Raw genomic sequence first — 22222 nt, forward strand, 5'->3', positions numbered from 1 at the left:
GTATGAGAGTATTGTGTCCGGAGTGTGGTTGTAAAAGCCGAATTCAAAAATCCAATCGACTATCCAATAGTCATGCCGATTTATATTGCAGTTGTAGTGACCCAGAATGCGGGCATAGTTTTGTGATGAACTTGTCTTATAGTCATACTTTAAGCCCATCGGCAAAAACAACTAGTCAAATGGCTTTTGATTTATGTAAGGCGTTGCCGCCAGAGGCACGACAACAGCTCAAACATCAACTCTCGATACTATAGTGAATCTTGTATAAACGCCGTGCTATCTACTTCAGAAGCCATCTCGACAATGCTCAAGATGGCTTTTTGTTTTTCGGAGTCCAACTGCCCTTTTGTATCAGCCAGTATTAAGCCAGCAATATATGCACCTGCCGCTCTAGTCCTCTCTGTTGCCTCACTATTAGCCACACCATCAATGACGATTTCTAAAGCAGACAACAAGATATCGTTTTGATTTTTATTCGACATATCAACACCCTTACCAATCATCAGTGAAATATACTGTATATCCATACAGTTTTCCACAGTGGTTTTTTTGACACTCCTTTGTCTTCAAAAGTTTTCTTTCGTTTCTGTGAAGTAGGAATAACCTAACCACTTCTCTACTTGAACCACCTATAACTGCGCTCCATACTCAAAACGACAGTGACCGAGTGAGGCTTATAAATGACGATATACGTTGTATCAACAACTCGTATTATTTGACGAAACAGCCAAAATGATGGAGACTTAGTACGTGTAAAGTAGTTTTACTAAGTTCCTCGAAATATTTAGATTGTTTTACAAAAACTAAAACTTGAACCTACATAAACAGGCTCAAGCATCAAACACACATTTTAGGTAAACCAACGACACAGCAAAGGAAACGAGTATGCTTAGCTTTTTCTGTAAGAACAAAGATGAGAAACCCGATCGCTTGCTGAAGCTAATGCTTAAAAACCACGATCGAGTAACCATCAGCCACAATGGCGTTGTACGCGTAAATCTCGACAACGAAGATGTGAAGAAAGAGATTCAAAAACACATCGACAAGCTTCAAGAGCTTGAAGAATTAGATAAATACGCCGTATAACATGGGGGTTACATTAGTAGTGGTAGTCCTCATCTCGGGCTACCTTTTTTCTTACTTACATTTATCCTCACACTACAAACTGACCAGAACTGACGGTTGGCACTCATATTTCTTCGTCGCTGCCAGAGGCATTTTTTTTGCCGTGATCAGCATGATTCTGTGCTTCTTTATCGATTACTTTGATTGTATTGCCGCTCTCATGCAGCACTTTGGCTTCGAGCTGAAGAACTTCATGGATCTTTCTATCTCCACAGAAATGCTAAAGCAAGGCGCTTGGGGGATACTGACTATACTCTTAGCATTCATTTTTGGTTTAATTACTCTTATTTGGTACTGGTTCTTCCCAGAAAGGAAAGCCTTAAAAATCGAAAAAATAGTCAGCGAAAACCACATTGAAAACTTCATTGTTGAAGCTTCTTTCACACAATTTCCTATCGCCCTTACACTTAAATCTCGAAAAACCTATATAGGCATTTGTCTTGGTGATGAGCTTATCAATAGCAAAATCGAACATATAGCTATCATCCCGCTTCTGAGTGGGTATAGGGATAAAGATGATTTATCTATCGATATTACCAACAATTACCAGAGTCACTACATTGAAGAGGGGATTGAAGAAGGTAAGCATGAAGCGCTAACTAAAGAGCATTTTAGAATTATTGTCCCAACTGACGAAGTTGAGACTTTTTCTTTTTTTGATTTGAGCACTTACATTGCGTTCAAGAAAAAAGAAATGGCGAAAAAACGTAAAGCACTTAGTACACCTTACCCCGACACATACAAGTCGCATATTAGATACCATAATACACCTAATGAAGACTAAACCAACGGCCACTCATCCTCCATCTCAGGGAAGAACGACAGGTCTGGTTGTTGATACTCTTGCTTTTCTGGTTGAGCTAATGTCTGGCCCTAACCTTTAAAATTCATCCAACTATTGTTTTCTGCAAATCTGCGGGTAACTTCAACCAGCTAAGCTGGACGAACGTTGCCGCACTCATCGACCTCCGCTGCGCGGATTTGAATACTAGTCTCATCATCAATGCGTAAACTGCTGCCTTGCCAGTGCCGTTTCATCAATATTTGGTGATGAAGTCGCCCTATCCTTCATTGGTTCAAGTATTCGGGATAGCTGATCGCTGACCTGTGGCTCGCGATACTCCGTACAGTTATTGACAGAACTCCGAGAATTAAACCCTAGGTTTCTGATATTGAATATAAGCAGAGCTCTCGCTCTGCTTTCTTTGCGGACGGGTTGTTTAAAATCAAGTTATTCGTTAACTGAATGGATCTGTCAGATTAGAAGAAAATACGAGTCCATTAAGCTGATTTTGTTCACACATAGCTTTGAACCTCTCTGTACAGTATAAGTTGCTGACCCCTTCTAATCTTGATTTAAAGATCACTTTATCTTTCACATCATCATCAATGAATTCAAGAACCTCTAACCCATCAGGGCTTCCATATGAGATCTTCTCTACACACTTTTGTCTATCTTCTCTTCCAAAAGTCAGCGATGTATATAAATACCATTGTTCACCTTGATAGTTGACAGGTAAAAAATCCCCGCCTTCAGATAAGCAACTATTTAGAGCTTCATATGCCCTCGGAGATAAAACAAGATATGTTCGTAACCATAAGCTAATATCAGGCAATACAGAGTTATCGGTTAATACATCTTCAAACTCGACCTCCGCAGGCTTCCAAATATCTTTCAGAGATTTATTTTCAACAGCCTGCAATAAGATTCTCTCAAAATAGTCGAAATCCCCCAACTGGGTGGCGATTTCATCTGGGCCAGAACATACCGACTGAAACTTAGTTAAATCATCTGTAATTTTATAAACCGTCATCATCCTTTCCAAACTTCATTCTTAGCTTCCAAGACCTCTTTAGGGTAGGTGCCACTCTTTAACTCCATTTTGACCCGAAGTAAGTTAGCCTCAAAGTGCTGTTTACTCGGAACACCCTTCGAAAATTTGGAACTAATCCAAGTTTCATAATTAAATGTATGGATCGAACGGTGAGCCGGAGACTTAGGTGCTTCCCAGTTAAAGTCCGTATGTTTCGCATAATTTGTTAACCAAACACCATTTACGGGCGCATTAATGCCAATTTTATGCATGTGCAAATTTAATCTTGCGGCTCTCATTTCTGCTTTTCTAAACCTTCCCGAGCCAGGAATGATATGGTGAGGCTCATGGTTTTTGGTTGGTTTAGGCTCTCCTGCAGCGGTTAGGTTATTAGCTAATTTCGTCGTCGGATGATGCTTTTCAACGAACAACTCTTTCGCATTTTTTTTTAAGTTGTCTGCAGAGTACGATTGCAACTTAGCTTGCATATCTTCAACTCGAGCATGAGCAATGAGTTCAATCCTCATTTTTTTCAAAAACCTCAAGTCTTGTGCTTCAAACTGCAATCGTTTTGCTCTTTGCTGTTCAGTTTCACCCACAGGTGGAGCCACACGATACTTGCTATAGAAATCGTCGACTAACGCATCAAAACGATCTAAGGCCAACTCAGCTGCAGTTGGATTACTAGGACGATTCGTTTTTCGTCCAACTATACTCAAATTATGCTTCATACTCGTATCCCTCGAACAAACAAAGCCGTTGGATAACATTCACATAACTGCCGAGCAAATAATCAATAGCCTTTATGTGGCCTACAGCTCAGATTTTTATGCAAGCAATAGCACTTTAAATCAACTTTAAGAAATAACGGTTCACTACTCTAACCTTTTAGTTCTTATGACGACACAAACCGAACTAACTCAATATTGGAAAAAGCCGCCCCTCGAGATAATCTGCCGTAATGCTATACCAATAAGAAAGCTCACTTTCATCAACTTCCATGTGTGGTATAGATTCATGTAATAGTGATTGCCAATAGGACTGATTCTCCTTAAATCGCTGATATTCAGATTGATAGAAGTGGCTCGCGTCTTGTTTTATATCGCTCAGGTCCAAACCCCTGCAGTTCAATGACCACCCTCTTGCACCAGCAGCCCAAACCATAAACTTGTCTACTTTATCCTTAGCCAGCTCTCCCTCAAACGTAATGCAGAAGCGATTGCTCGTATTCACGTGTACTCCCCTGCTATGCAAGTTCTGACTCAGCTTTTCGGCCTGCTTTTCCAAACGGATGATTCTCTGATAAAGCTTGTTCTGATACTCCTCAGATTTCTGCTGCTTTTTGGAGATCGCTTTGGCCTTGATGGTTTGCTCTTTGGCATTTCGTAGCTTGCGGATTTGCCGCTTAATTGGCTTTTTCCACTGCTCAAGTTTGTAGCCCAACTCCTTAATTATTGCGGTCATATTGCCAGCTTCAAACGAAGCAAGAGTTTCCCAGGCAGGAGCTCTTGAGCACTTCGCGATATTGTATCTATTTCCCTTGATTAGCCCTTGATCAGCATTTTCACCTTTCGCGGCATAACCAACAGCCTTGATAATGTAGGAACCGGCGGCTTTTGGCTTTTTGATTCGCTCTAGTTTCGCAAATCCGTGCCCCCATATCTTTTCAAGTCGCTTAGCCCAAGGACTAAAGAGATGCTCCGGTACTGTCCAACGTAGCAAAATATGAACGTGTGGATTAGGCTCTCCATCTTCATTGGCTGGACACTCGGCTACCCATATGTAATGGAAATCAGCAGGCAAGTTAGTCGGGCCAATATCGCTGGGTTGAGCATGTTTAGCAACTTTCTCCTGGGATAAGCTGCAATACTTTCGTCCACTATCTTTGTCAACTTGGATGGTATGATCCGCAACCCAGCCGCGTTGATACATTTTCTTTGCGCCATCAAGAAAACGAGAGACTTCTTTACCTATCGTTGTCTCTAAGGTTTTTTCCATCGAGAACTCTTGCTTGGGCTTTTGTTTAAGATCGCAATACGGCCCGGCTATGACACTGCCCTGGTTCATAGCTTTAACACGCTTACTATCTAAGGTTGGAAACAGCCAGTATTCTCCACCAATATCCGTGATTGGTTGGTCAACTTTCTTTTCACCACGCTTAGGATGTACTGTCACCATGTTGCGCTTATAGATTATTGGATGATGCGACCCCATGCTGACACACTCACTTCCATCCAACATTCCACCGAATATGGCCATTCGTTGTGCCTTGGTGAAAGTCAGTGTGAGAAAAGTAGAGAAACCACCATGGCAAGCTGCGGTGTAAGCCCCTGCCTCAAAGATTCTAGAAACTGAACGGGACGTCAGCTTTTCCGAGAACCTCTCACCACTATTCTCCGAAGGCGCAGCACTAGATGGCGTTTCGGTTACCGCCTGAAACTTATAAGTTTCATTCCAAGACCGGTGCATTAGCTGCATTGAAATAGGAATCTTTTTAGGTTCGCCTTGTCCTCGTTTTCCATTCTGATTGAGAATGGCAGGTTTGGAGCGCTCGTTCGTTTCATACAAAGCATCATGGCTAAAGTTGGCGTCGGCATTGCTGATGATACTTTTAGGGCGTAGAGACTTGCTCAGACTCATCAATTGCTTAATTTTCTTGTCTTTTCTGTGGCGAAATTTCTCTGTCGGACTTTTGCGCCCTTTGACTAGCCTATACTCTTCGGCGATTCTCGCCGCCGCTTCGCGGTCGTGTTCCGAGAGATAATTTACAGATTTATAGAAGTCAGTTCGCTCTTGAAGATCTCGCTCACGCTTAGACTTTCGATTGGGAACGCGGTCATATATCGCTATTTTTTTGACCATTCCGCTATCCAGTAGCGCTTGTTCTTGGTCTGAGTAAATTTTGGAACCTAAAAAACCAGCATTATAGCTGGCGTCGTTATTTTTGATTCGGTCCAGGGGCATCACTGCCCCGCCGATATAGAGAAGGTCAGACTGGTTCATACTCTATCCCTAATTTTTCTTTCGAAAACTTAACGAATAGTCTCTGTGTATCAGGAGACTTCAGAAAACCTTCGACCTCTTCGAGTCGAATAGTCATGGTTATGCCCCATCCTTCCGGCCCAGCAAAATATGCAATAGCACACTTTTCATATGTCTTTGTTCGTCCTTCCAAAATTTGAATGACATCATCACCGACACTAACTGAAGTGATCCTTTTATTTTTCATACCGCCTCCAGTTCTTGGGTCGTTACCAACATAAAGCCGCCTTTCCCATTGCCTTTGCTCAAAACGCCTTTGGTTAAATGAGTGCAACTGAGGGATACACACGCTTGTTCGATCGCTTGGTCTAGCGAGTCGAAGTCGCCAACCATTACATTGGCAACTTCTTGAGTGTCTTCATGGCGGATAACACCGCCAGCTGGACAAAGCATTATTGCGGCATATTGCATAAATCAGGCTCCAGTTCTTTCTTATCGCGACGAATAGCAATGCGTTCAATCAGGTAATCTTCAATATTTAGTAGTTCTTCTAGCGCACGCTCTTTATCAATCAATACAACGTTGTGAGCGTTATTCATTGTGCTCTCATCAAACACAATCACGTTGATAAGACTCATTTTTGATGAGTACTCGATACGAATACTGATGACATCTGAGCTATCCAACGCCAAAGCGAACAGACTATTAATAGTTGTTTGGATCGCGAGTTTGTTTGCGACTTCATTTAGATTCATCTTTTATGCTCCTACGCTAAGACGAAAAAAGCCTCCTGTTACAGGGGCAAAGGCTTGGAGAATCAATGCGTACTACTGAATTGGTAATGCTTGAGGCGTCGAACGTCACCAAGATTGCGATCGAACAACGTCGCGATTTCTTTAATCTGCTGCATACCGTTACGGATTTTTTGGAGTTCCAAATCGTTGAAGCTTTCAAACTCTCGCACGTGCTCTGAGGCTTTCAGATCACCGGCTATCAATACCAAGCCGCGAAAGCGTGGTGGCATACCGTTCCACAACTGCTTCAACTTGCCGCGTGTAGCGGAACCATTGAACAACGCTTTACAGGCAGCAATGCTCTCGCTGGCGTTGGGGATTTGCTTTTGTTGTTCTTGTTGAATAGCTAACTGACTCATAGGTTCTCCTTAGGCTAAGCCTGGAAGTGGCGCACCGTTGGCTAGGAAATCTGTGCCCATTTGCATGAGTGGCTGAAAGCCGGTGGTGCGGTTTTCTAAATCATTGACGAACAAAACCAAGTTGCCGATGGCCGCTTGAACCTTGGCTATGGTTTTGCGTTTTTGACTGCGAGGTAAACGGTCTGCACTGCACATGTGCATTGCATCGCTAGACAGCTCACCTGAATATTGGCTGTTAAGTAGTGTGCGCTCTAAAAGGTTCTTCTCTTCGCCGTCTTGAGGTAACTGAACCGTCACCACACCTAGGTCAGCAAAGAGTGTGTTCACAATGGTGTAATCGCCGGATTCCTTGCTCAGCAATGCCAAATCCACTGGGTCCAGCTTGTGCGGCTGTTCTGGGTTGAGCTTGTTACGCAACATTCTCCCAGTCAGGCCAATGCGTGGAGCCAGCTTTTCCATATTATGATTGATGGCGAAGTCGCAGCATGCAGCGTTAAAAGAACGCTGTTTGCGTTCGCGGAATCCGCACATAGCGATATTTGCGTCCATGATCCACACTCTTACATGAAAGGCGGTACGAGAATGACAACCAACGCGAACACATCTAGCCACATTGGACAGTGCGTTTGAGTTGGAACATGAGAGGTAAAAACCATGACTTACCCTAGCGCAGCAATGGCTTCACGTGCCGCCATTTCGTGCATGGCAACCATGTTAATCAGAGGCTTATCGCGGCGTTTATCTTTGGGCTTGATGATGACGCGACCTTCAGTCACGTATTGTTTGATGGTGCCCATAGGTAAACCAGTAAGGCGAGAGTATTCTTCGTAAGTCACATATGGACTTAGTGGAGGTATCTTGTACGTTAACATGGTGATATCCTTGTATTTATATCTATCTTCTTCGGTTGTCTCTTGCTTTGGTCGGCGTAAGCATCCGAAAACAAGTCTAGTATTGATCCGATTTTTCGTACGGTCAACGCATTTTCGTACAAGATTGAAATCAATCACATAATGGTGAACGATTATGAGTGCAGAATTGGCTATTTTTGATTACATCAAAGGCGAGGCATTCACTGATAAACTAAAAGAAATCAATGGCGTAAATTCTCTTGGAGAACTGGCGCAGATATATGGTGTACCTAAAACCACTTTTAGTACTTGGAACTCACACAACAGAAACTCACACGAACTGGTTGTTAGGACTCATTTACGTACGGGCATCCCAGTTAAAGATCTGATTCTTCCCAATGACTATCCTGAGACCGATCTACACCACTCTTTTGGGAGCAATAAAAAAGCGCCTGAAGCAGAGGTGACTTCATCTAGTCCAGAGTTACAGAACCCTCAGTTAGCCATCGTCGCGATTAAGAGTTTCTGCCTCACGAACGGTCAACTTGTGCCAACTGGAGAAATCCCATATGCACAACGTATGTTTAACTCTTGGGATTTAGAAGCCAGCAACACCATTGAAATCGAGACGAATGACGGCCGCTTTCTGGTAGATAAAAAGCAGAACGATGCAGTGAGTGGCGAGTATTTGATTGATATGAATGGGCGTCTGTCCATCAACCACATTCAACGATTACCAAACAAACTAGCAGTTGTGTTTGGCAACTCGACGGTTGAAGTATCAGAAGAAGATATAAAAGTAATTGGCCGCGTAGCGGTGACATTGAGAAAAGAATAATTATTAAACGGTTGTCTAGGAAACAAAAATGGATATTACAAGTGACTTAATCTGTACCTATTTGAGTCAGTGTCACGTGCTACCTGTTCAGCAGATAGTTAACGCTAAATTAATCGTGAATTCAAAAGATGAACCAACACATGTACAAGGTTGGTGCTCCATCACCTCTTCCCCTCGAACTCTTCGCGTAGACCACATTCTCGACATTTACGAACCTCTTAGTGAAGTAAAAACCTTCTTCAAAGAGGCTAAAGCTAAGCTCGAAGAAAGCGGTTTTGAATTCGATGCTCCAAAATCAAATCGTCTATCTAGCTCAAACACTATGGATGTGTGTTTTACTGGTTTCGCCAAAGATGAAAAATCAGAACTTATGTCCAAGGCCGAGTCAAAAGAGAGCATGGTTCGACAAAGTGTAACGAGACACCTAGACATGCTTTGCTACGGTTGTATCACGAGTCCAAAGAAACTCGAAAAAGCATTAGCTCAGAGAGTAATGTTCCTAAACCGCCATCAATTTGAAAACCTATTGGAAACAGATGAAGTGCCGGAGGAAGTGTGATTAAAAATATAAAAATTGAAGATTACAAAATCGTCTCAATATCCCAAAGTGATTACTTCAGGATTCAAAAGCATTTGTCGAATCTTAGACAAATACCTATCGAAAATTACCCCGCTGCATTAAAAAAAGGGTTATCCGATCTACTGAGCTCTCTTTCATTACTTGATGGTTTTGAAGATAAAAAACCATTTATGCTTGATGGTTCTGATGAGCACAACCAATTTTATACGATTCCTCAAGTGAATTTCGATCGATTTGCTCAAAAAACCACCTCTCTCATTCATGACCTAAAAAAATATAATTTTAATGGTGAGCTCTTAAGTGAACTGGATAGTATCTACAACATTTGGGAGGAAATCGAACATAAGAACAACAGGAAATGGAACTCAATATTCAACCATTTGACAGGGCTTTTAGACCAACTAGATTCTCGACAATATGAGGTAAACTCGCAGTCTAAATCTATACTTGATGACATTAAAGAACACTCAAACTCAGCAACCTCAAACATATCTAGGCATACTCAAAAACAGTATAACCAACTAAGTAATAAGGCTAGTGAGTTACAGTCAGAGCTGCTAAGTCAAATAGAAACAGCAGCAAGCAATGCAATAATTGACCTTAAAAGTGAAAGCTCTAAACTCGGTAGAGAATTAACTGAAGAAATAACCCTTATCATTGACAGTTCTTTAGAAAAAAAGCAAAAAGAAATCCACGACCGAAACGAACGTCAAGCAAAGTTGCTACTAGAAAAAGTCGAATCCAATGTGTCGGGTCTATCAAACAAGGTTAATGAGCAAATAAACGAATTCTGTGCGCTAAATGATGCACTGAGAAAAACGTTGAACTTTGTAGCATCTGACGCTCTTGCTGACACTTCAATCAAACAAGCTAAAGAAGAGAAAGCTACGGCAGATTCACTCCGCGGATGGGGTATTTTATGGCTTATTGCATCTATAGGTCTGTTCCTACTAACTTTTGATTATGACAAACTCGTTGATGAGAATAACGTTCCTCAATACACATTGATCCTACTTCGCTCATTCTTCTTGATTGTGGGTATCACTCCAGGATTCTATTTACTACGAGAATCTGCACGCCACCGAACCGATGAACGTCGTTATCGCCAAAAAGGCATTCAATTAGCAACTATCGATGGATATTTCGCTGAGTTCGAAGACTCTGAACGCAATAAAGTGAAGAAAGACTTATCTAAACACTACTTCCATGGGGCAGAGCACTTTGTCGACTCATCATCAGTCGATCATATTCAGAGTAAATATGACAAAATTTTCGATAAAATAGCCTCGTCGAAAAAGTTCAATTAGCCCTCCCAGTTACATAGCAATTACGTTGCTGGGAACAATTGCATCTAATAGATTGATTTTCAAGGAACTCTTAAAGTAAAAGCTGTAGACTACCTAGAGAGTCAGGCAAAACATGCCAGAGTAACAGACCACACTTACAAACTAATATCAGATGAAACTAACTAATCATATAAACAAAGTTGCATTTGAAGATGGCAAACGTCGCCCTTCAACTTGGGACCTTAAATCGTTGAAACAAATAAACTTTTTTATCGGCCCAAACAACTCTGGAAAAAGCCGAAAGTTACGGACGTTCTTCGAGATACAAAAGGCATACCTGATATTCGATTCAGATTTAATGTTGCTTGAAGATTATATTGCTTGTATGCAAGATATTGATAACCACAAAAAAGGACTGTTGGAGCGACACTGCTATAGAAATATAGATGTATTTATTAAGATAATTAGAGACATAATCGACAACGACAAGGCAATTGGTCTACTAAAAATTCGTCATCACGTATCAAAAAGAGTGTTTGGTGAACATCCTAGCCAACATGAAATCGACATGGTTGATAAATATTTATGGAATCCTTTGTTCAGAGAAAATGAATCAAAGTTCAATTTAATTGAAAAAATATCCCAACTACAACACTGGGAATCTAGATATATTCCAACACTTAGAAGTCTAAGAAATATAGATAAAACAGATTTACTCCATCAAAGAACTTCCGCAGATTACTTTCGAAACTCAACTACTCAAGGAGCTATTTTTACAGGACATACCTTATATGAAGATGTTAAAGCCCATCTCCTAGGCACATATGTTCAACGGGAAAAAGTCCGTAATTATGAACGGTATCTTTCTGAAAATTTCTTCTTTGGCCAAGATATCTCACTCGTACCACGCATAGATGCTAATGTTATTTTCTTTAAGGAAGGTGAAAAAGAAGAGCGCCCTATCTACGATTTAGGCGATGGCATTCAATCCATCATAATGCTGACTTATCCTATTTTTATGGCGAACAAGAACACAATGTTCTTTATTGAAGAGCCAGAGCTCTTTTTACACGCAGGTTTACAAAGAACTTTAATAGAAACTTATGCTAATCATGAAGAACATATGTTCTTCATTACAACACACTCAAATCACTTCTTAGATATTGCGCAAGAACGTGACGATATATCTATCCAAAAGGTGTGCCAGAACGACGATGGAAATACTGAAGTTACTCCCGCAGAAGAATTTGGAGAGCTTCTTACCGAATTAGGAGTTCGTGCATCCTCTGTATTGCTTGCTAACTGTTCTATTTGGGTAGAAGGAATCACTGACAAGTTATATCTCCGAACCTACCTTAATAAATATATACAAGAGCTTCGAGAAAATGGAGATGACGAGACAGCCAGTCAGCTATCTAGTTATCACGAAAACTTGCACTTTGTATTTACAGAATATCAAGGTAGTAATATTACGCACTGGTATTTTGGTGACTCCAATTCTCAAGATAGCAGCAACGCAACACCTGCCAAAAAACTAAATCATAAAATCTTATTGATTGCTGATGCTGATATTGATGGTAAAGGTGACCGAGTAGAGCAATTAGAACAGGACCTTGGTGACGCATTGATTCTCCTAAAGTGGAAAGAAATCGAAAACTACATCCCTCAAGAAATCATAATAAAGACCGCTGAAGCTCGTTGGGACACCTTTTATGGAAAAAAGGATTGTACGTTCAACTCCGCTAACATAACTAAACCAAATCTGTTTGAAAAAGCAAATGAAGGTATTGGTAGAATCCTAGAACGATATGTGAAAAAGCCAAGTAATATAGATCGCAATTTTTACTCTGACACCTCAGGAACGATTAAAGACAAAGTAAAGTTCTGTCATAAAACCATTGAGATTATGAACTCTGAAGATACAGACTGGCAGCTAACACCAGATCTAACCAAATTATGTGAGAGAATTTGGGGTCATGTAATTGACAGCAATAAGTAGAACTATAATGATTAAAGCCCCTGCTACGGGGCTGATTTATTAATAACGAAGCGATATTTGATTTACGAATCGACGCATCATACAAATGGTAGCAACATTCTTGTTCTGAAGAAATTCCTCGGTCATCAACACATCGACCACATAACCGCCTACATCTAGCCGAATCATTTGAATGACGTGGTGAAGTTTAATTTTCTTACAGCATTAAGCATTTAGTGTTGGGAGCCTAGACGTTTTTCATGCAACTCTGCCGCCCGACCTAATCCAGTGAATATTTAACATAAAGCCAAACTTCCTACAAAAATGACAAGCGCTGATAATTATTCTTTAATGTTTTTTAGCTGTTTGCTTCCAACTTACTTAAAGTATCTATTGAAGGCTGTATATCATCTTCGATCATGCTCGTAATTCTGTAGCCACTGAGTTTGTTGGATAACTTAACCTGCTCTGTTTTAAGGGCTTTAAGTAAATCAACTAACCACGGCAACTCTGACTTAAGAGTATGATTAAAAGTATCAGTTGAATAACGTTCTTTAAACATAGAACCTGTCATTCTAAATTCTCTAGCATTTAAACTAAGTAATTTCGTAACAAACTCATCTATGTCTATATGAATTAAAATTGGCGTTTTATAAAAACTATTCTCTCCATTGTTGCTGTAAATTAACTTCTTAAAGAACTCCATATTATCATCTTTCATTAGTCTCAATAATTCACTCGCAACTTCTGGCATTTTTTCACTCTTAGAATCTTCAATTGCCTCATCAATATATCTAGAAAATTCTTTAAAATCAGCGGCCTCATGCTCATGAAACCCTAACCCCCCCCAACTGGATTGTCTCATAAATTTAGGTTCTAAACTTTCATTTTTCACAAGTAGGTCTGATTTTTTTAGAAAATCAACATATTTTATACCACTAAATATAATTTCCTCTCTCGATTCAGAAATAATACCAATGTCAGATAAGCTCAAAAACGTCCCAATGATATGTTTAAGTATATTTACATCATCAATTTTTTGATTTTCGATTGATGAACGAACGTCATTATAGACAGTATCGAAGTCGTCGTCATTCATATCAAAAAATCGCCATAACTTCACCCATGATTGCGTATTCTCATCTTGATAGTAACGAGATCTAAATATTGATTTCTCTATTTTATCCTGTTCTATATTTCCATGAAAAATCAATTCAGCCCATGACTCTAACTCTAGGATAGTTTCGCCAAAATTAACCGAGGGGTATTTGTCTGATATAAGTTTGAACTGTGATTTTTTTTGATTATTTTCTTTTTGAAATAGCCGATTAGAGTTTAAAGATGTTAATGATTGGAATGACAATCTTCCCCCTTTTGACTCAAAAGAAAAACATAGAAACAAACCGAATAATTGCTCGATTAGGCCTTGTTTCATAAAACAGGAGCTCGGAAAATATGAATATAGACGTTCAAAATCCCATAATGAATGTTTTAAATGACGTAGATTATCAAACTTTGCCTTTTCAAATATACTTACGATGTAGTCAAAATTTTCATAATAGAAATTCCTAACATCTTCTGTCTTTATATCTGAAATAAAGAAATTTAAAGCAGAATTAATGTCAGCTTTAATTTTAAAAGTCTTACCAATAAGTTTTTCTTTTACTTTTTCATATTTTTCTTCTTTGCTAAAGATCTCATCTTCATTCGCTAAAACAATGACTTTATAACCTTGATGCTCTACAAAGTGGTTAATATAACCCATAACATCAGAAATAATCATTGAACATCTTTCAAGATCATCAAATACTAAAATATAATTATCTGTATTTGTTAGATATTCAGGAATGTTTAGTTCTGGAACTGTAGAACTAACATTTAAATCTGGTTTTCTGTCTGAATCAAGATCAACTTTAATAGTTGCCTTTAGGACACCCTTCGCAATTTTGGAAGTTAATTTCATGCCCTTTGACGACAGTATTGGGTGTAGTTGCTCGAAGAATGAGTTTTCAATTTCTTCAAAGCTTGTTATTCCATACAAGCTAACATACAAAAATTTTTTCTCAGATAACTTTAAGCTATCTTTTATGAACCAAGTTTTCCCAGCACCCCATTTCCCATTTATCATTATCGAATATTCAGGAGAATATGGAAGGTTGTAATAATATGATAGATAACTCGATACATTCTTGTTCATTTCTTCCAAATTAGTTTCCTTGTCATTCTGATGAAAACAGTTCACACTTATTAAACGGCTTAAAAAGTTTTCTATACTTCTAAGACTCGCTCATTAATATATCACTTTAATTACAAAGCAATAGTTTAATAACTAGAAAAGGAGGGGAGATCGCTAAATGGTTCATAACTCTAGACACGACTAATTCTAAAGTCTTTCGGAAGCGACTCCCCATTTTCTACGCTAACAACCATATTGTTGTCATTCTTGTTCATTTACTATCAACTTAAACATTGAAAACTCTATGATAAAAAAATACTGTATATAAAAACAGTTCATTGAATATCATTATGACGATACGAAATCTTAAAGACGGCAGCAAGAAACCCTGGTTATGTGAGTGCTACCCACAGGGTCGAACAGGAAAACGCGTTCGTAAACGCTTCGCCACCAAAGGTGAAGCCGCTGCTTTTGAACTCCACTTGATGAAAGAAGTGGATGACAAGCCGTGGCTAGGTTCTAAGCCTGATCACCGTCGATTATCTGATTTAGTAGAATTGTGGTTTAAGCTGCATGGTAAGAATCTCAAGTCAGGTGATCATACTCGCCTGCGCTTAGAAAGCATGGTTTTCGACTTGAGCAACCCTATCGCCTCACACCTTAACGCAAAACAACTCGCTACATATCGCTCTAGCCGTTCCAACAAAGGTAGAGGACAAGAACATAAAGAGCTTTCCATCGCTTCGAACAATGTGGACTTTGGATTGCTAAAAGCGATGTTCAACAAGTTAATAAAGCTTGGTGAGTGGAAGCTACCAAATCCAGTTAGCGGTATTGAGGCAATTAAAAAGCCTGAGTCCGAACTTGTGTACCTGACCGAACAGGAAATTCGCTACTTGTTTGAAGTGGTTCAACAAAGCCCAGTTGGTGATGAACTAACGAAGATATATAAAATATGCTTAGCGACAGGAGCGCGAATCAGGGAGGCGATTTATCTGAAAGGCACTAACCTGACGAAATACCGCATTACCTACAACAACACCAAAGGTAAACGGAACAGAACGGTACCGATTTCTGAAGAGTTGTATAACCAAATTTATAAACCAACCAATGACCGCCTTTTTACTTGCGGTTACGGCGTAGCATACAAGTGGTTAACTAAAGCCCTCCCCCATTTACCAGAAGGACAAGCGACTCATGTTTTACGTCATACCTTCGCAAGTCACTTTATGACTAATGGCGGCAACATTCTTGTTCTTAAGGAAATCCTCGGTCATCAGCACATCGATCACACTATGATTTACGCTCATTTTTCGCCAAATCACCTGAGTGATGCCGTACGTTTCAACCCACTAATAAATCTTAGTATCTAGCCGCCAATTATGGCGACAAAGTGGCGACAAAGGTCAGCTTTCTTCGTTATTCATAAGTCACCGTCGGATTGGCGTGTTCCTTACACTCTATATATAGCAAGCGATAGCGACAATTGGAGAGGTTCAGCAAGGTTGCGAGATATAATAAAGCTTTATGTTCATTCCACTAACCTAAAAAGAAAAAGGAGCCAGTACGGCTCCTTCGTATTCTATCGCTAAATGTGAGTATTTACGAATTACTCAGCTTGATCTTCAGCGCGCGCTGCTGCTTCTTTGATTAGAGGCTGCAGTTCACCTTTTTGGAACATTTCTAGAATAATGTCACAACCGCCGATAAGCTCACCTTCAACCCATAGTTGAGGGAAAGTTGGCCATTGCGCGTACTTTGGTAACTCAGCACGGATATCTGGGTTTTGCAGAATGTCTACGTAAGCGAACTTCTCACCACATGCCATTAGTGCCTGTGACGCTTGAGAAGAGAAACCACAGCTAGGTAGTTTCGGTGATCCTTTCATGTACAGCAGGATTGAGTTTTCAGAGATCTGCTGTTTGATTTTGTCGATAGTTTCCATCGCTTCCTCATTCATGGGTTTGAACTTTATTTATTTGCCACATTCTACTCAATAACGACAGAATAAAAACCATATAATTAATAAGGCTTAATTTTAGGTTGCTCATTGGCGAGCAATGCAGCACTTCACCACTGCTAACCTCTTAAAATATTTTCATATCGGGGTTTTAATAAAGTAAAAACTTGCTAAAATACTTACCAAGTCAGCCTTAAAGGCGACATAGCTATAAAAAAACACTGGAAGCAATCGAAAGGTCATCCTTTCAAATCAATGGAGAATCGAGTAATGGCATTTGAACTACCAGCTCTTCCTTACGCGAAAGACGCACTAGAACCACACATCTCAGCAGAGACTTTAGACTACCACCACGGTAAGCACCACAACACTTACGTTGTTAAGCTTAACGGTCTTATCCCTGGTACTGAGTTCGAAGGCAAAACTCTAGAAGAGATCATCAAGACTTCTACTGGTGGCGTATTCAACAACGCAGCGCAAATCTGGAACCACACGTTCTACTGGCACTGTCTTGCTCCAAATGCGGGCGGCGAGCCAACTGGCGCAGTTGCAGACGCAATCAACGCAGCATTCGGTTCTTTTGAAGAATTCAAAGCGAAGTTTACTGATTCAGCAATCAACAACTTCGGTTCTTCATGGACTTGGCTGGTTAAGAAAGCTGACGGCTCTCTAGAGATCGTTAACACTTCTAACGCTGCTACTCCTCTAACAGAAGAAGGTACAACACCACTTCTAACTGTTGACCTATGGGAACACGCGTACTACATCGATTACCGCAACGTACGTCCTGATTACATGAACGGCTTCTGGGCTCTAGTAAACTGGGACTTCGTAGCTGAGAACCTAGCGAAGTAATATACTTCCCCCTAAGTTCAATTTAGTCTTATTCAAAAGCTCGCTATTTAGCGGGCTTTTTTGTTTCGCCTTCCCTAGCACCTTTAAATAATTCCCTCTTTTACTAAAGTTTTTCTTATCCACGCCGTTAAAAGAGCATCGAGCGAGGAACATCATGCAAATTCATACGTTAGACAAAGCTGCAATTATCAACGAACTTCAGTTCGGTAATGGTATTAACCATGCCGTACACGAAGGTCGTCGTGCGGATTTCTCGCTGATTCTGTCTATGTTCTCTAATGATGTTCGCGATGTGGTCCCAGTTGAAGAGGTCCAGGAAGTCATCACCAGTGACAGTATTCTTCGCCAACAATTGGGTTTATCGCAACCTCAAGCTCTTCGTTCTGATAGCAGCAGCTATGAACTCGCAGCTGAACAAGCGAAACAGTTTCACGATGCAGGATTGCCTTCCGCAAAGCTGAGCCATTACCTAAAACCAGATGCGCTGACTTACCTGCCAGAAGACACATTCAACCTACCAGAGGAGGTTTATCACAACCTATCTGGTCATGAGCGACGCAGATTGGGCGAACGCAACAAACAACTGATCCCAGATGCTGGGCTATATAATCAGCTAGTGACGGCTCAACGTCAGCATCAAATTCAAGCTAAAGCATAGAGATCCGCTTTTTATCCAATAGCTTGCAATACCTACACGTCAGAAATGTGACGTCTTACAAATTACCGCACAATAGTCCTCACTCGAAAGCGTTAGTTTGAAGCCTTTCACACTGAACCCAACGAATTTCAACCATGCTATTAGCACAAACCACTGGTGTATTGTTTTTCACATATGGATACAGTGAAGGTGCTATGGATATCAAAGAATCAATTATTCTCGTCACGTCTGCAGGTTCGGTTATAGGAAGAACCTGTGCAAATCACTTTGCTCATCTTGGAGCAACGTTGATTCTTTGTGACCAAAATTCTAGCGCTTTGAGAGCGAGCTATGAGCAAATCAGCGCTTTCACTGACAAAGTGTATGCGATGAATGTGTGTAGTGATAACACAACGTCCATTAACTTATTGTTTGACCAGATAGAATCACAGCTACGTGCGACACCAGATGTGATTGTTAATTGCTGGACCAGCTCCCCTATGCCTGGCTTAATGGCGCCAGAACCAATGAGTACTTACATTGATCACTTGTCGTCTGCGGCACGCTTCCTTTATACCTACGGCCAAGTAGGAGCAGAGCGCTTTCGAGCCAGAAACAAGAAAGGCGTCATTGTTAACGTCATTTCTCATGACAACCATGAAGACTTTACGGGAGTTGAAAGCATGGCGGCGTTGGTGTCAGGTTTTACTCACAGCTGGGCAAAAGAACTCACACCATTCAACATTCGAGTGGGCGGCGTTATTCCCTCGGTAAATCATACAAAAGAAGAGCTCAACGAGAGGCACTGGGCTGAGATCCAAGACGAACTAGTCCGCAACACAGCATACATCGTCGCGAATGAATACTTCAGTGGCCGAGTAGTTGCGACCGAAGTGTAAGCATACACAGCAACTCTGTTTTCCCAAGCCAGATGTAACTCCTGCACCAAAATAAAAAAAGCCCCAGTCATTTGACTGGGGCTTTAACCTTTTCCCGATTAAGGTTCCGTGCTAGCGAAAACCTTGCTCACTCGATTTTTTAATTACGCGTCAGCTTTTTCTTTCTTTGCTTTAGGTGCTGCTTTTGCTGCTTCTTGGTCTGCTTTCTTCTTGATAACAGTTGTACCTTCGAAAGTTTCGCCTTCAACAAATGCTTTACCGTAGTAAGAAGCCATCAACACATCTTTAAGTTCGCTGATTAGAGGGTAACGTGGGTTCGCACCAGTACATTGGTCATCGAACGCTTCTACCGCTAGCTCATCCAGTTTCGCTACGAAATCTGATTCAGCAACACCTGCCGCTTGGATAGACATTGGGATGTCTAGGTTAACTTTTAGTTCATCCAACCATGCTAGTAGACGTTCAATCTTCTGAGCAGTACGGTCACCTTCTTGGCTTAGGCCTAGGTGGTCAGCAACTTCAGCGTAACGACGACGTGCTTGTGGACGGTCGTATTGAGAGAACGCAGTTTGTTTAGTTGGATTGTCGTTCGCGTTGTAACGTACCACGTTAGAGATAAGTAGTGCGTTAGCTAGGCCGTGTGGCAAGTGGAACTCAGCACCCAGTTTGTGAGCCATTGAGTGACAAACACCTAGGAATGCGTTCGCAAATGCAACACCAGCGATAGTAGCTGCGTTGTGTACTTTCTCACGAGCGATTGGGTCATTTGCACCGTTCGCATAGCTTGATGGTAGGTACTCTTTTAGCATCTTAAGTGCTTGAAGAGCTTGGCCATCTGAGTATTCGTTAGCAAGAACTGATACGTAAGCTTCTAGAGCGTGAGTTACTGCATCGTAACCACCAAATGCTGTTAGAGACTTAGGCATGTTCATTACTAGGTTCGCATCAACGATTGCCATGTTTGGCGTGATTTCGTAGTCAGCTAGTGGGTATTTCGCACCAGTCTTGTCGTCAGTAACAACCGCGAATGGAGTAACTTCTGAGCCAGTACCTGAAGTTGTAGTGATACATACAAGCTCAGCTTTTTTACCCATTTTAGGGAACTTGTAGATACGTTTACGGATGTCCATAAAGCGCATTGCTAGTTCTTCAAAGTGAGTTTCTGGGTGTTCGTACATTACCCACATGATTTTCGCTGCATCCATTGGTGAACCACCGCCTAGCGCTAGGATAACGTCAGGTTGGTAGCTAGCCATTTGAGCCGCACCTTTTTCTACTACAGACAGTGTTGGGTCAGCTTCAACATCGAAGAATGTTTGAACTTCCATGCCTTGAGCTTTCAGTAGGCTTACTACGTCATCTGCATAACCGTTGTTGAATAGGAAACGGTCAGTTACTAGGAATGCACGTTTCTTACCTTCTAGGTCGCCCAGTGCGATTGGAAGGCTACCACGACGGAAGTAGATTGACTTAGGTAGTTTATGCCACAACATGTTTTCAGCTCGCTTCGCTACAGTTTTCTTGTTGATTAGGTGTTTAGGACCTACGTTCTCAGAGATAGAGTTACCACCCCAAGAACCACAACCTAGCGTTAGAGATGGCGCAACGTTGAAGTTGTACAAGTCACCGATACCACCGTGAGTAGTCGGGATGTTGATTAGGATACGAGCTGTCTTCATCTTGTCACCGAAGTAACGGATACGGTCAGCGTTAGTATCTTGGTTAGTGTAAAGACCAGATGTGTGGCCGATACCACCAATCTCAACCATAGTTACCGCTTGAGCAACCGCGTCTTCGAAGTTGTCAGCACGGAATAGACCTAGAGTTGGAGATAGTTTCTCGTGAGCGAATGCGTCATCGTGAGATACTTTGCCCAGACCTTCACCAACAAGAACTTTAGTGTCTGCTGGAACTTTAACGCCTGCCATTTCAGCGATTGCTGCTGCTGGCTGACCTACGATTTTGGCGTTTAGCGCACCATCGATAAGAAGCACTTTACGAACTTTATCAGCTTCTGCTTTGCTTAGGACATAAGCTTTGTGAGAAGCAAAACGCTCTTTCACTTCGTCGTATACTTCATCAACTACGATTGCAGCCTGCTCAGAAGCACATACTACACCGTTGTCGAAAGTCTTGGACATAAGGATAGAAGCAACAGCACGTTTGATGTCTGCTGTTTCATCGATAACAACAGGAACGTTACCTGCACCTACACCGATTGCTGGCTTACCAGAAGAGTAAGCGGCTTTAACCATGCCTGGACCACCAGTTGCAAGGATAAGCGCGATGTCATCGTGTTTCATTAGAGCGTTTGAAAGCTCAACAGAAGGCTGGTCGATCCAACCGATGATGTCTTTTGGTGCGCCTGCTGCTACTGCTGCATCTAGAACGAGTTTAGCTGCATCGTTAGTTGAGTTTTTCGCACGTGGGTGTGGTGAGAAGATGATACCGTTACGAGTCTTCAAAGAGATTAGAGATTTGAAGATCGCTGTAGAAGTTGGGTTAGTCGTTGGTACGATACCGCAGATGATGCCTACAGGCTCAGCGATAGTCATAGTACCTAGGTTGTCATCCTCTTCTAAGATGCCACACGTTTGTTCGTCTTTGTATTTGTTGTAGATAAACTCAGAAGCGAAGTGGTTCTTGATTACTTTATCTTCAACAATACCCATACCAGATTCTTCTACCGCTTGTTGAGCTAGCGGGATACGGGCCTGGTTAGCTGCAAGCGATGCTGCACGAAAGATTTTATCTACTTGCTCTTGAGAGTAAGTAGCGAACTCTTCTTGCGCTTTCTTAACGCGAGCAACCATTGCATCTAGTTCAGCCATATTAGTTACAGGCATAGGGAATCTCCTAAAATTAACAAATATTAAAAACTTTTTACTAAGGCTATTACTTATCGTTTTTACTGTTTATCAGTCACTTAGAAAACAAACGTCTTAGTAAATTGCTTTCAGGACTGAGTATAATATTTCAGAGTGTGAAAAAAATTGACTTGGATCAGTTCTCACCACCTAAATACTACCAAAGTGGTGCCTCATCACACCAAAATGACATAAATCACTGATAAACAAATAAATTAACT

24 protein-coding genes are annotated in these 22222 nt (G+C 41.1%); 11 read left to right on the forward strand and 13 right to left on the reverse strand.

The window, feature by feature from the left end:
* The first annotated feature begins 2 nt into the window (after positions 1–2).
* Complete coding sequence (locus tag R7F67_RS11160; protein WP_080773762.1) at positions 3–254, forward strand: ogr/Delta-like zinc finger family protein; 252 nt, start codon at positions 3–5, stop codon at positions 252–254.
* Here the strand turns inward: R7F67_RS11160 and R7F67_RS11165 are convergent.
* Positions 249–527: a hypothetical protein gene (locus R7F67_RS11165; RefSeq protein WP_017821166.1), complete on the reverse strand. Its 279-nt coding sequence runs from the start codon at positions 525–527 to the stop codon at positions 249–251. The genes R7F67_RS11160 and R7F67_RS11165 overlap by 6 nt on opposite strands.
* Positions 528–885: 358 nt before the next feature.
* On the opposite strand from R7F67_RS11165, the gene R7F67_RS11170 reads away from it, so the two are divergent.
* Together R7F67_RS11170 and R7F67_RS11175 are read left to right on the forward strand one after the other, a co-directional pair.
* Positions 886–1086: a hypothetical protein gene (locus R7F67_RS11170; protein WP_086458842.1), complete on the forward strand. Its 201-nt coding sequence runs from the start codon at positions 886–888 to the stop codon at positions 1084–1086.
* 232 nt (positions 1087–1318) lie between these two features.
* Entirely contained in the window at positions 1319–1909 is a 591-nt protein-coding gene (locus R7F67_RS11175; RefSeq protein ID WP_318057185.1) for a hypothetical protein, read from the forward strand.
* Between the two features lie 454 nt (positions 1910–2363).
* On the opposite strand, the gene R7F67_RS11180 is transcribed toward R7F67_RS11175, so the two are convergent.
* The 9 genes from R7F67_RS11180 to R7F67_RS11220 form a co-directional block, all read right to left on the reverse strand.
* Positions 2364–2939 (reverse strand): hypothetical protein, encoded by a 576-nt coding sequence (locus R7F67_RS11180; protein ID WP_238854932.1) that lies wholly within the window; start codon positions 2937–2939, stop codon positions 2364–2366.
* Positions 2939–3670: an AHH domain-containing protein gene (locus R7F67_RS11185; protein ID WP_238854933.1), complete on the reverse strand. Its 732-nt coding sequence runs from the start codon at positions 3668–3670 to the stop codon at positions 2939–2941. The genes R7F67_RS11180 and R7F67_RS11185 overlap by 1 nt, the downstream gene beginning before the upstream one ends.
* A gap of 184 nt (positions 3671–3854) precedes the next feature.
* Positions 3855–5942, reverse strand: a complete 2088-nt coding sequence (locus R7F67_RS11190; protein ID WP_318057186.1) for a hypothetical protein — start codon at positions 5940–5942, stop codon at positions 3855–3857.
* Positions 5929–6168 carry a hypothetical protein gene (locus R7F67_RS11195; RefSeq protein WP_054576242.1) on the reverse strand — a complete coding sequence of 80 codons (240 nt, stop codon included), beginning with the start codon at positions 6166–6168 and terminating at the stop codon, positions 5929–5931. Before R7F67_RS11195 ends, R7F67_RS11190 begins: the two co-directional genes overlap by 14 nt.
* On the reverse strand, positions 6165–6392 hold the full coding sequence (locus R7F67_RS11200; protein WP_104974954.1) for a hypothetical protein: 228 nt from the start codon (positions 6390–6392) through the stop codon (positions 6165–6167). Before R7F67_RS11200 ends, R7F67_RS11195 begins: the two co-directional genes overlap by 4 nt.
* Positions 6374–6676, reverse strand: coding sequence for a hypothetical protein (locus tag R7F67_RS11205; RefSeq protein ID WP_262656424.1), 303 nt, complete (start codon positions 6674–6676; stop codon positions 6374–6376). The genes R7F67_RS11200 and R7F67_RS11205 overlap by 19 nt, the downstream gene beginning before the upstream one ends.
* A 62-nt stretch (positions 6677–6738) precedes the next feature.
* Entirely contained in the window at positions 6739–7074 is a 336-nt protein-coding gene (locus tag R7F67_RS11210; RefSeq protein ID WP_069515557.1) for a hypothetical protein, read from the reverse strand.
* 9 nt (positions 7075–7083) lie between these two features.
* Positions 7084–7623, reverse strand: a complete 540-nt coding sequence (locus R7F67_RS11215) for a phage regulatory CII family protein (RefSeq protein ID WP_140091999.1) — start codon at positions 7621–7623, stop codon at positions 7084–7086.
* A 110-nt stretch (positions 7624–7733) separates the two neighbouring features.
* Positions 7734–7946, reverse strand: a complete 213-nt coding sequence (locus R7F67_RS11220) for a hypothetical protein (protein WP_017821157.1) — start codon at positions 7944–7946, stop codon at positions 7734–7736.
* A gap of 154 nt (positions 7947–8100) precedes the next feature.
* Here R7F67_RS11220 and R7F67_RS11225 point away from each other — a divergent pair, with 154 nt between their 5' ends.
* The 4 genes from R7F67_RS11225 to R7F67_RS11240 all read left to right on the forward strand — a co-directional run bounded on the left by R7F67_RS11225 (position 8101) and on the right by R7F67_RS11240 (position 12628).
* On the forward strand, positions 8101–8763 hold the full coding sequence (locus R7F67_RS11225) for a helix-turn-helix domain-containing protein (RefSeq protein WP_262656426.1): 663 nt from the start codon (positions 8101–8103) through the stop codon (positions 8761–8763).
* Between the two features lie 28 nt (positions 8764–8791).
* The gene (locus R7F67_RS11230; protein ID WP_140092001.1) at positions 8792–9322 is read left to right on the forward strand and encodes a hypothetical protein; all 531 of its coding nucleotides are present in this window, start codon (positions 8792–8794) and stop codon (positions 9320–9322) included.
* Positions 9319–10650: a hypothetical protein gene (locus tag R7F67_RS11235; protein WP_140092002.1), complete on the forward strand. Its 1332-nt coding sequence runs from the start codon at positions 9319–9321 to the stop codon at positions 10648–10650. Before R7F67_RS11230 ends, R7F67_RS11235 begins: the two co-directional genes overlap by 4 nt.
* Before the next feature lie 151 nt (positions 10651–10801).
* A complete protein-coding gene (locus tag R7F67_RS11240; protein ID WP_318057187.1) occupies positions 10802–12628 on the forward strand; it encodes an AAA family ATPase in 1827 nt (608 codons plus the stop codon).
* A 337-nt stretch (positions 12629–12965) separates the two neighbouring features.
* Here the strand turns inward: R7F67_RS11240 and R7F67_RS11245 are convergent, their stop codons facing one another.
* Positions 12966–14804, reverse strand: a complete 1839-nt coding sequence (locus R7F67_RS11245) for a KAP family NTPase (RefSeq protein ID WP_262656440.1) — start codon at positions 14802–14804, stop codon at positions 12966–12968.
* A 329-nt stretch (positions 14805–15133) separates the two neighbouring features.
* Here R7F67_RS11245 and R7F67_RS11250 point away from each other — a divergent pair, with 329 nt between their 5' ends.
* Complete coding sequence (locus tag R7F67_RS11250) at positions 15134–16156, forward strand: tyrosine-type recombinase/integrase (RefSeq protein ID WP_140092065.1); 1023 nt, start codon at positions 15134–15136, stop codon at positions 16154–16156.
* 236 nt (positions 16157–16392) lie between these two features.
* Here the strand turns inward: R7F67_RS11250 and R7F67_RS11255 are convergent, their stop codons facing one another.
* Positions 16393–16728, reverse strand: coding sequence for a Grx4 family monothiol glutaredoxin (locus R7F67_RS11255; protein WP_017635833.1), 336 nt, complete (start codon positions 16726–16728; stop codon positions 16393–16395).
* A gap of 285 nt (positions 16729–17013) precedes the next feature.
* On the opposite strand from R7F67_RS11255, the gene sodB reads away from it, so the two are divergent.
* From sodB to R7F67_RS11270, 3 genes are all read left to right on the forward strand, one after another.
* The gene (gene sodB / locus R7F67_RS11260) at positions 17014–17598 is read left to right on the forward strand and encodes a superoxide dismutase [Fe] (protein ID WP_005396533.1); all 585 of its coding nucleotides are present in this window, start codon (positions 17014–17016) and stop codon (positions 17596–17598) included.
* A 154-nt stretch (positions 17599–17752) separates the two neighbouring features.
* Positions 17753–18256: a VC2046/SO_2500 family protein gene (locus tag R7F67_RS11265; RefSeq protein WP_033907342.1), complete on the forward strand. Its 504-nt coding sequence runs from the start codon at positions 17753–17755 to the stop codon at positions 18254–18256.
* 134 nt (positions 18257–18390) lie between these two features.
* The gene (locus tag R7F67_RS11270; protein WP_005380732.1) at positions 18391–19134 is read left to right on the forward strand and encodes an SDR family oxidoreductase; all 744 of its coding nucleotides are present in this window, start codon (positions 18391–18393) and stop codon (positions 19132–19134) included.
* A 143-nt stretch (positions 19135–19277) separates the two neighbouring features.
* On the opposite strand, the gene adhE is transcribed toward R7F67_RS11270, so the two are convergent.
* Complete coding sequence (adhE, locus tag R7F67_RS11275) at positions 19278–21980, reverse strand: bifunctional acetaldehyde-CoA/alcohol dehydrogenase (protein ID WP_005380731.1); 2703 nt, start codon at positions 21978–21980, stop codon at positions 19278–19280.
* Positions 21981–22222 lie beyond the last annotated feature (242 nt).

This window comes from Vibrio sp. YT-17 (assembly GCF_033337375.1).
GTDB lineage: Bacteria > Pseudomonadota > Gammaproteobacteria > Enterobacterales > Vibrionaceae > Vibrio > Vibrio alginolyticus.

What these genes read in the sequence shown, in the direction of transcription:
- R7F67_RS11160 (WP_080773762.1), top strand. Translation starts at nt 3, where the DNA reads ATGAGAGTATTGTGTCCGGAGTGTGGTTGTAAAAGCCGAATTCAAAAA.
- R7F67_RS11165 (WP_017821166.1), bottom strand. Translation starts at nt 527, where the DNA reads ATGGATATACAGTATATTTCACTGATGATTGGTAAGGGTGTTGATATG.
- R7F67_RS11170 (WP_086458842.1), top strand. Translation starts at nt 886, where the DNA reads ATGCTTAGCTTTTTCTGTAAGAACAAAGATGAGAAACCCGATCGCTTG.
- R7F67_RS11175 (WP_318057185.1), top strand. Translation starts at nt 1,319, where the DNA reads ATGGATCTTTCTATCTCCACAGAAATGCTAAAGCAAGGCGCTTGGGGG.
- R7F67_RS11180 (WP_238854932.1), bottom strand. Translation starts at nt 2,939, where the DNA reads ATGACGGTTTATAAAATTACAGATGATTTAACTAAGTTTCAGTCGGTA.
- R7F67_RS11185 (WP_238854933.1), bottom strand. Translation starts at nt 3,670, where the DNA reads ATGAAGCATAATTTGAGTATAGTTGGACGAAAAACGAATCGTCCTAGT.
- R7F67_RS11190 (WP_318057186.1), bottom strand. Translation starts at nt 5,942, where the DNA reads ATGAACCAGTCTGACCTTCTCTATATCGGCGGGGCAGTGATGCCCCTG.
- R7F67_RS11195 (WP_054576242.1), bottom strand. Translation starts at nt 6,168, where the DNA reads ATGAAAAATAAAAGGATCACTTCAGTTAGTGTCGGTGATGATGTCATT.
- R7F67_RS11200 (WP_104974954.1), bottom strand. Translation starts at nt 6,392, where the DNA reads ATGCAATATGCCGCAATAATGCTTTGTCCAGCTGGCGGTGTTATCCGC.
- R7F67_RS11205 (WP_262656424.1), bottom strand. Translation starts at nt 6,676, where the DNA reads ATGAATCTAAATGAAGTCGCAAACAAACTCGCGATCCAAACAACTATT.
- R7F67_RS11210 (WP_069515557.1), bottom strand. Translation starts at nt 7,074, where the DNA reads ATGAGTCAGTTAGCTATTCAACAAGAACAACAAAAGCAAATCCCCAAC.
- R7F67_RS11215 (WP_140091999.1), bottom strand. Translation starts at nt 7,623, where the DNA reads ATGGACGCAAATATCGCTATGTGCGGATTCCGCGAACGCAAACAGCGT.
- R7F67_RS11220 (WP_017821157.1), bottom strand. Translation starts at nt 7,946, where the DNA reads ATGTTAACGTACAAGATACCTCCACTAAGTCCATATGTGACTTACGAA.
- R7F67_RS11225 (WP_262656426.1), top strand. Translation starts at nt 8,101, where the DNA reads ATGAGTGCAGAATTGGCTATTTTTGATTACATCAAAGGCGAGGCATTC.
- R7F67_RS11230 (WP_140092001.1), top strand. Translation starts at nt 8,792, where the DNA reads ATGGATATTACAAGTGACTTAATCTGTACCTATTTGAGTCAGTGTCAC.
- R7F67_RS11240 (WP_318057187.1), top strand. Translation starts at nt 10,802, where the DNA reads ATGAAACTAACTAATCATATAAACAAAGTTGCATTTGAAGATGGCAAA.
- R7F67_RS11245 (WP_262656440.1), bottom strand. Translation starts at nt 14,804, where the DNA reads ATGAACAAGAATGTATCGAGTTATCTATCATATTATTACAACCTTCCA.
- R7F67_RS11250 (WP_140092065.1), top strand. Translation starts at nt 15,134, where the DNA reads ATGACGATACGAAATCTTAAAGACGGCAGCAAGAAACCCTGGTTATGT.
- R7F67_RS11255 (WP_017635833.1), bottom strand. Translation starts at nt 16,728, where the DNA reads ATGGAAACTATCGACAAAATCAAACAGCAGATCTCTGAAAACTCAATC.
- sodB (WP_005396533.1), top strand. Translation starts at nt 17,014, where the DNA reads ATGGCATTTGAACTACCAGCTCTTCCTTACGCGAAAGACGCACTAGAA.
- R7F67_RS11265 (WP_033907342.1), top strand. Translation starts at nt 17,753, where the DNA reads ATGCAAATTCATACGTTAGACAAAGCTGCAATTATCAACGAACTTCAG.
- R7F67_RS11270 (WP_005380732.1), top strand. Translation starts at nt 18,391, where the DNA reads ATGCTATTAGCACAAACCACTGGTGTATTGTTTTTCACATATGGATAC.
- adhE (WP_005380731.1), bottom strand. Translation starts at nt 21,980, where the DNA reads ATGCCTGTAACTAATATGGCTGAACTAGATGCAATGGTTGCTCGCGTT.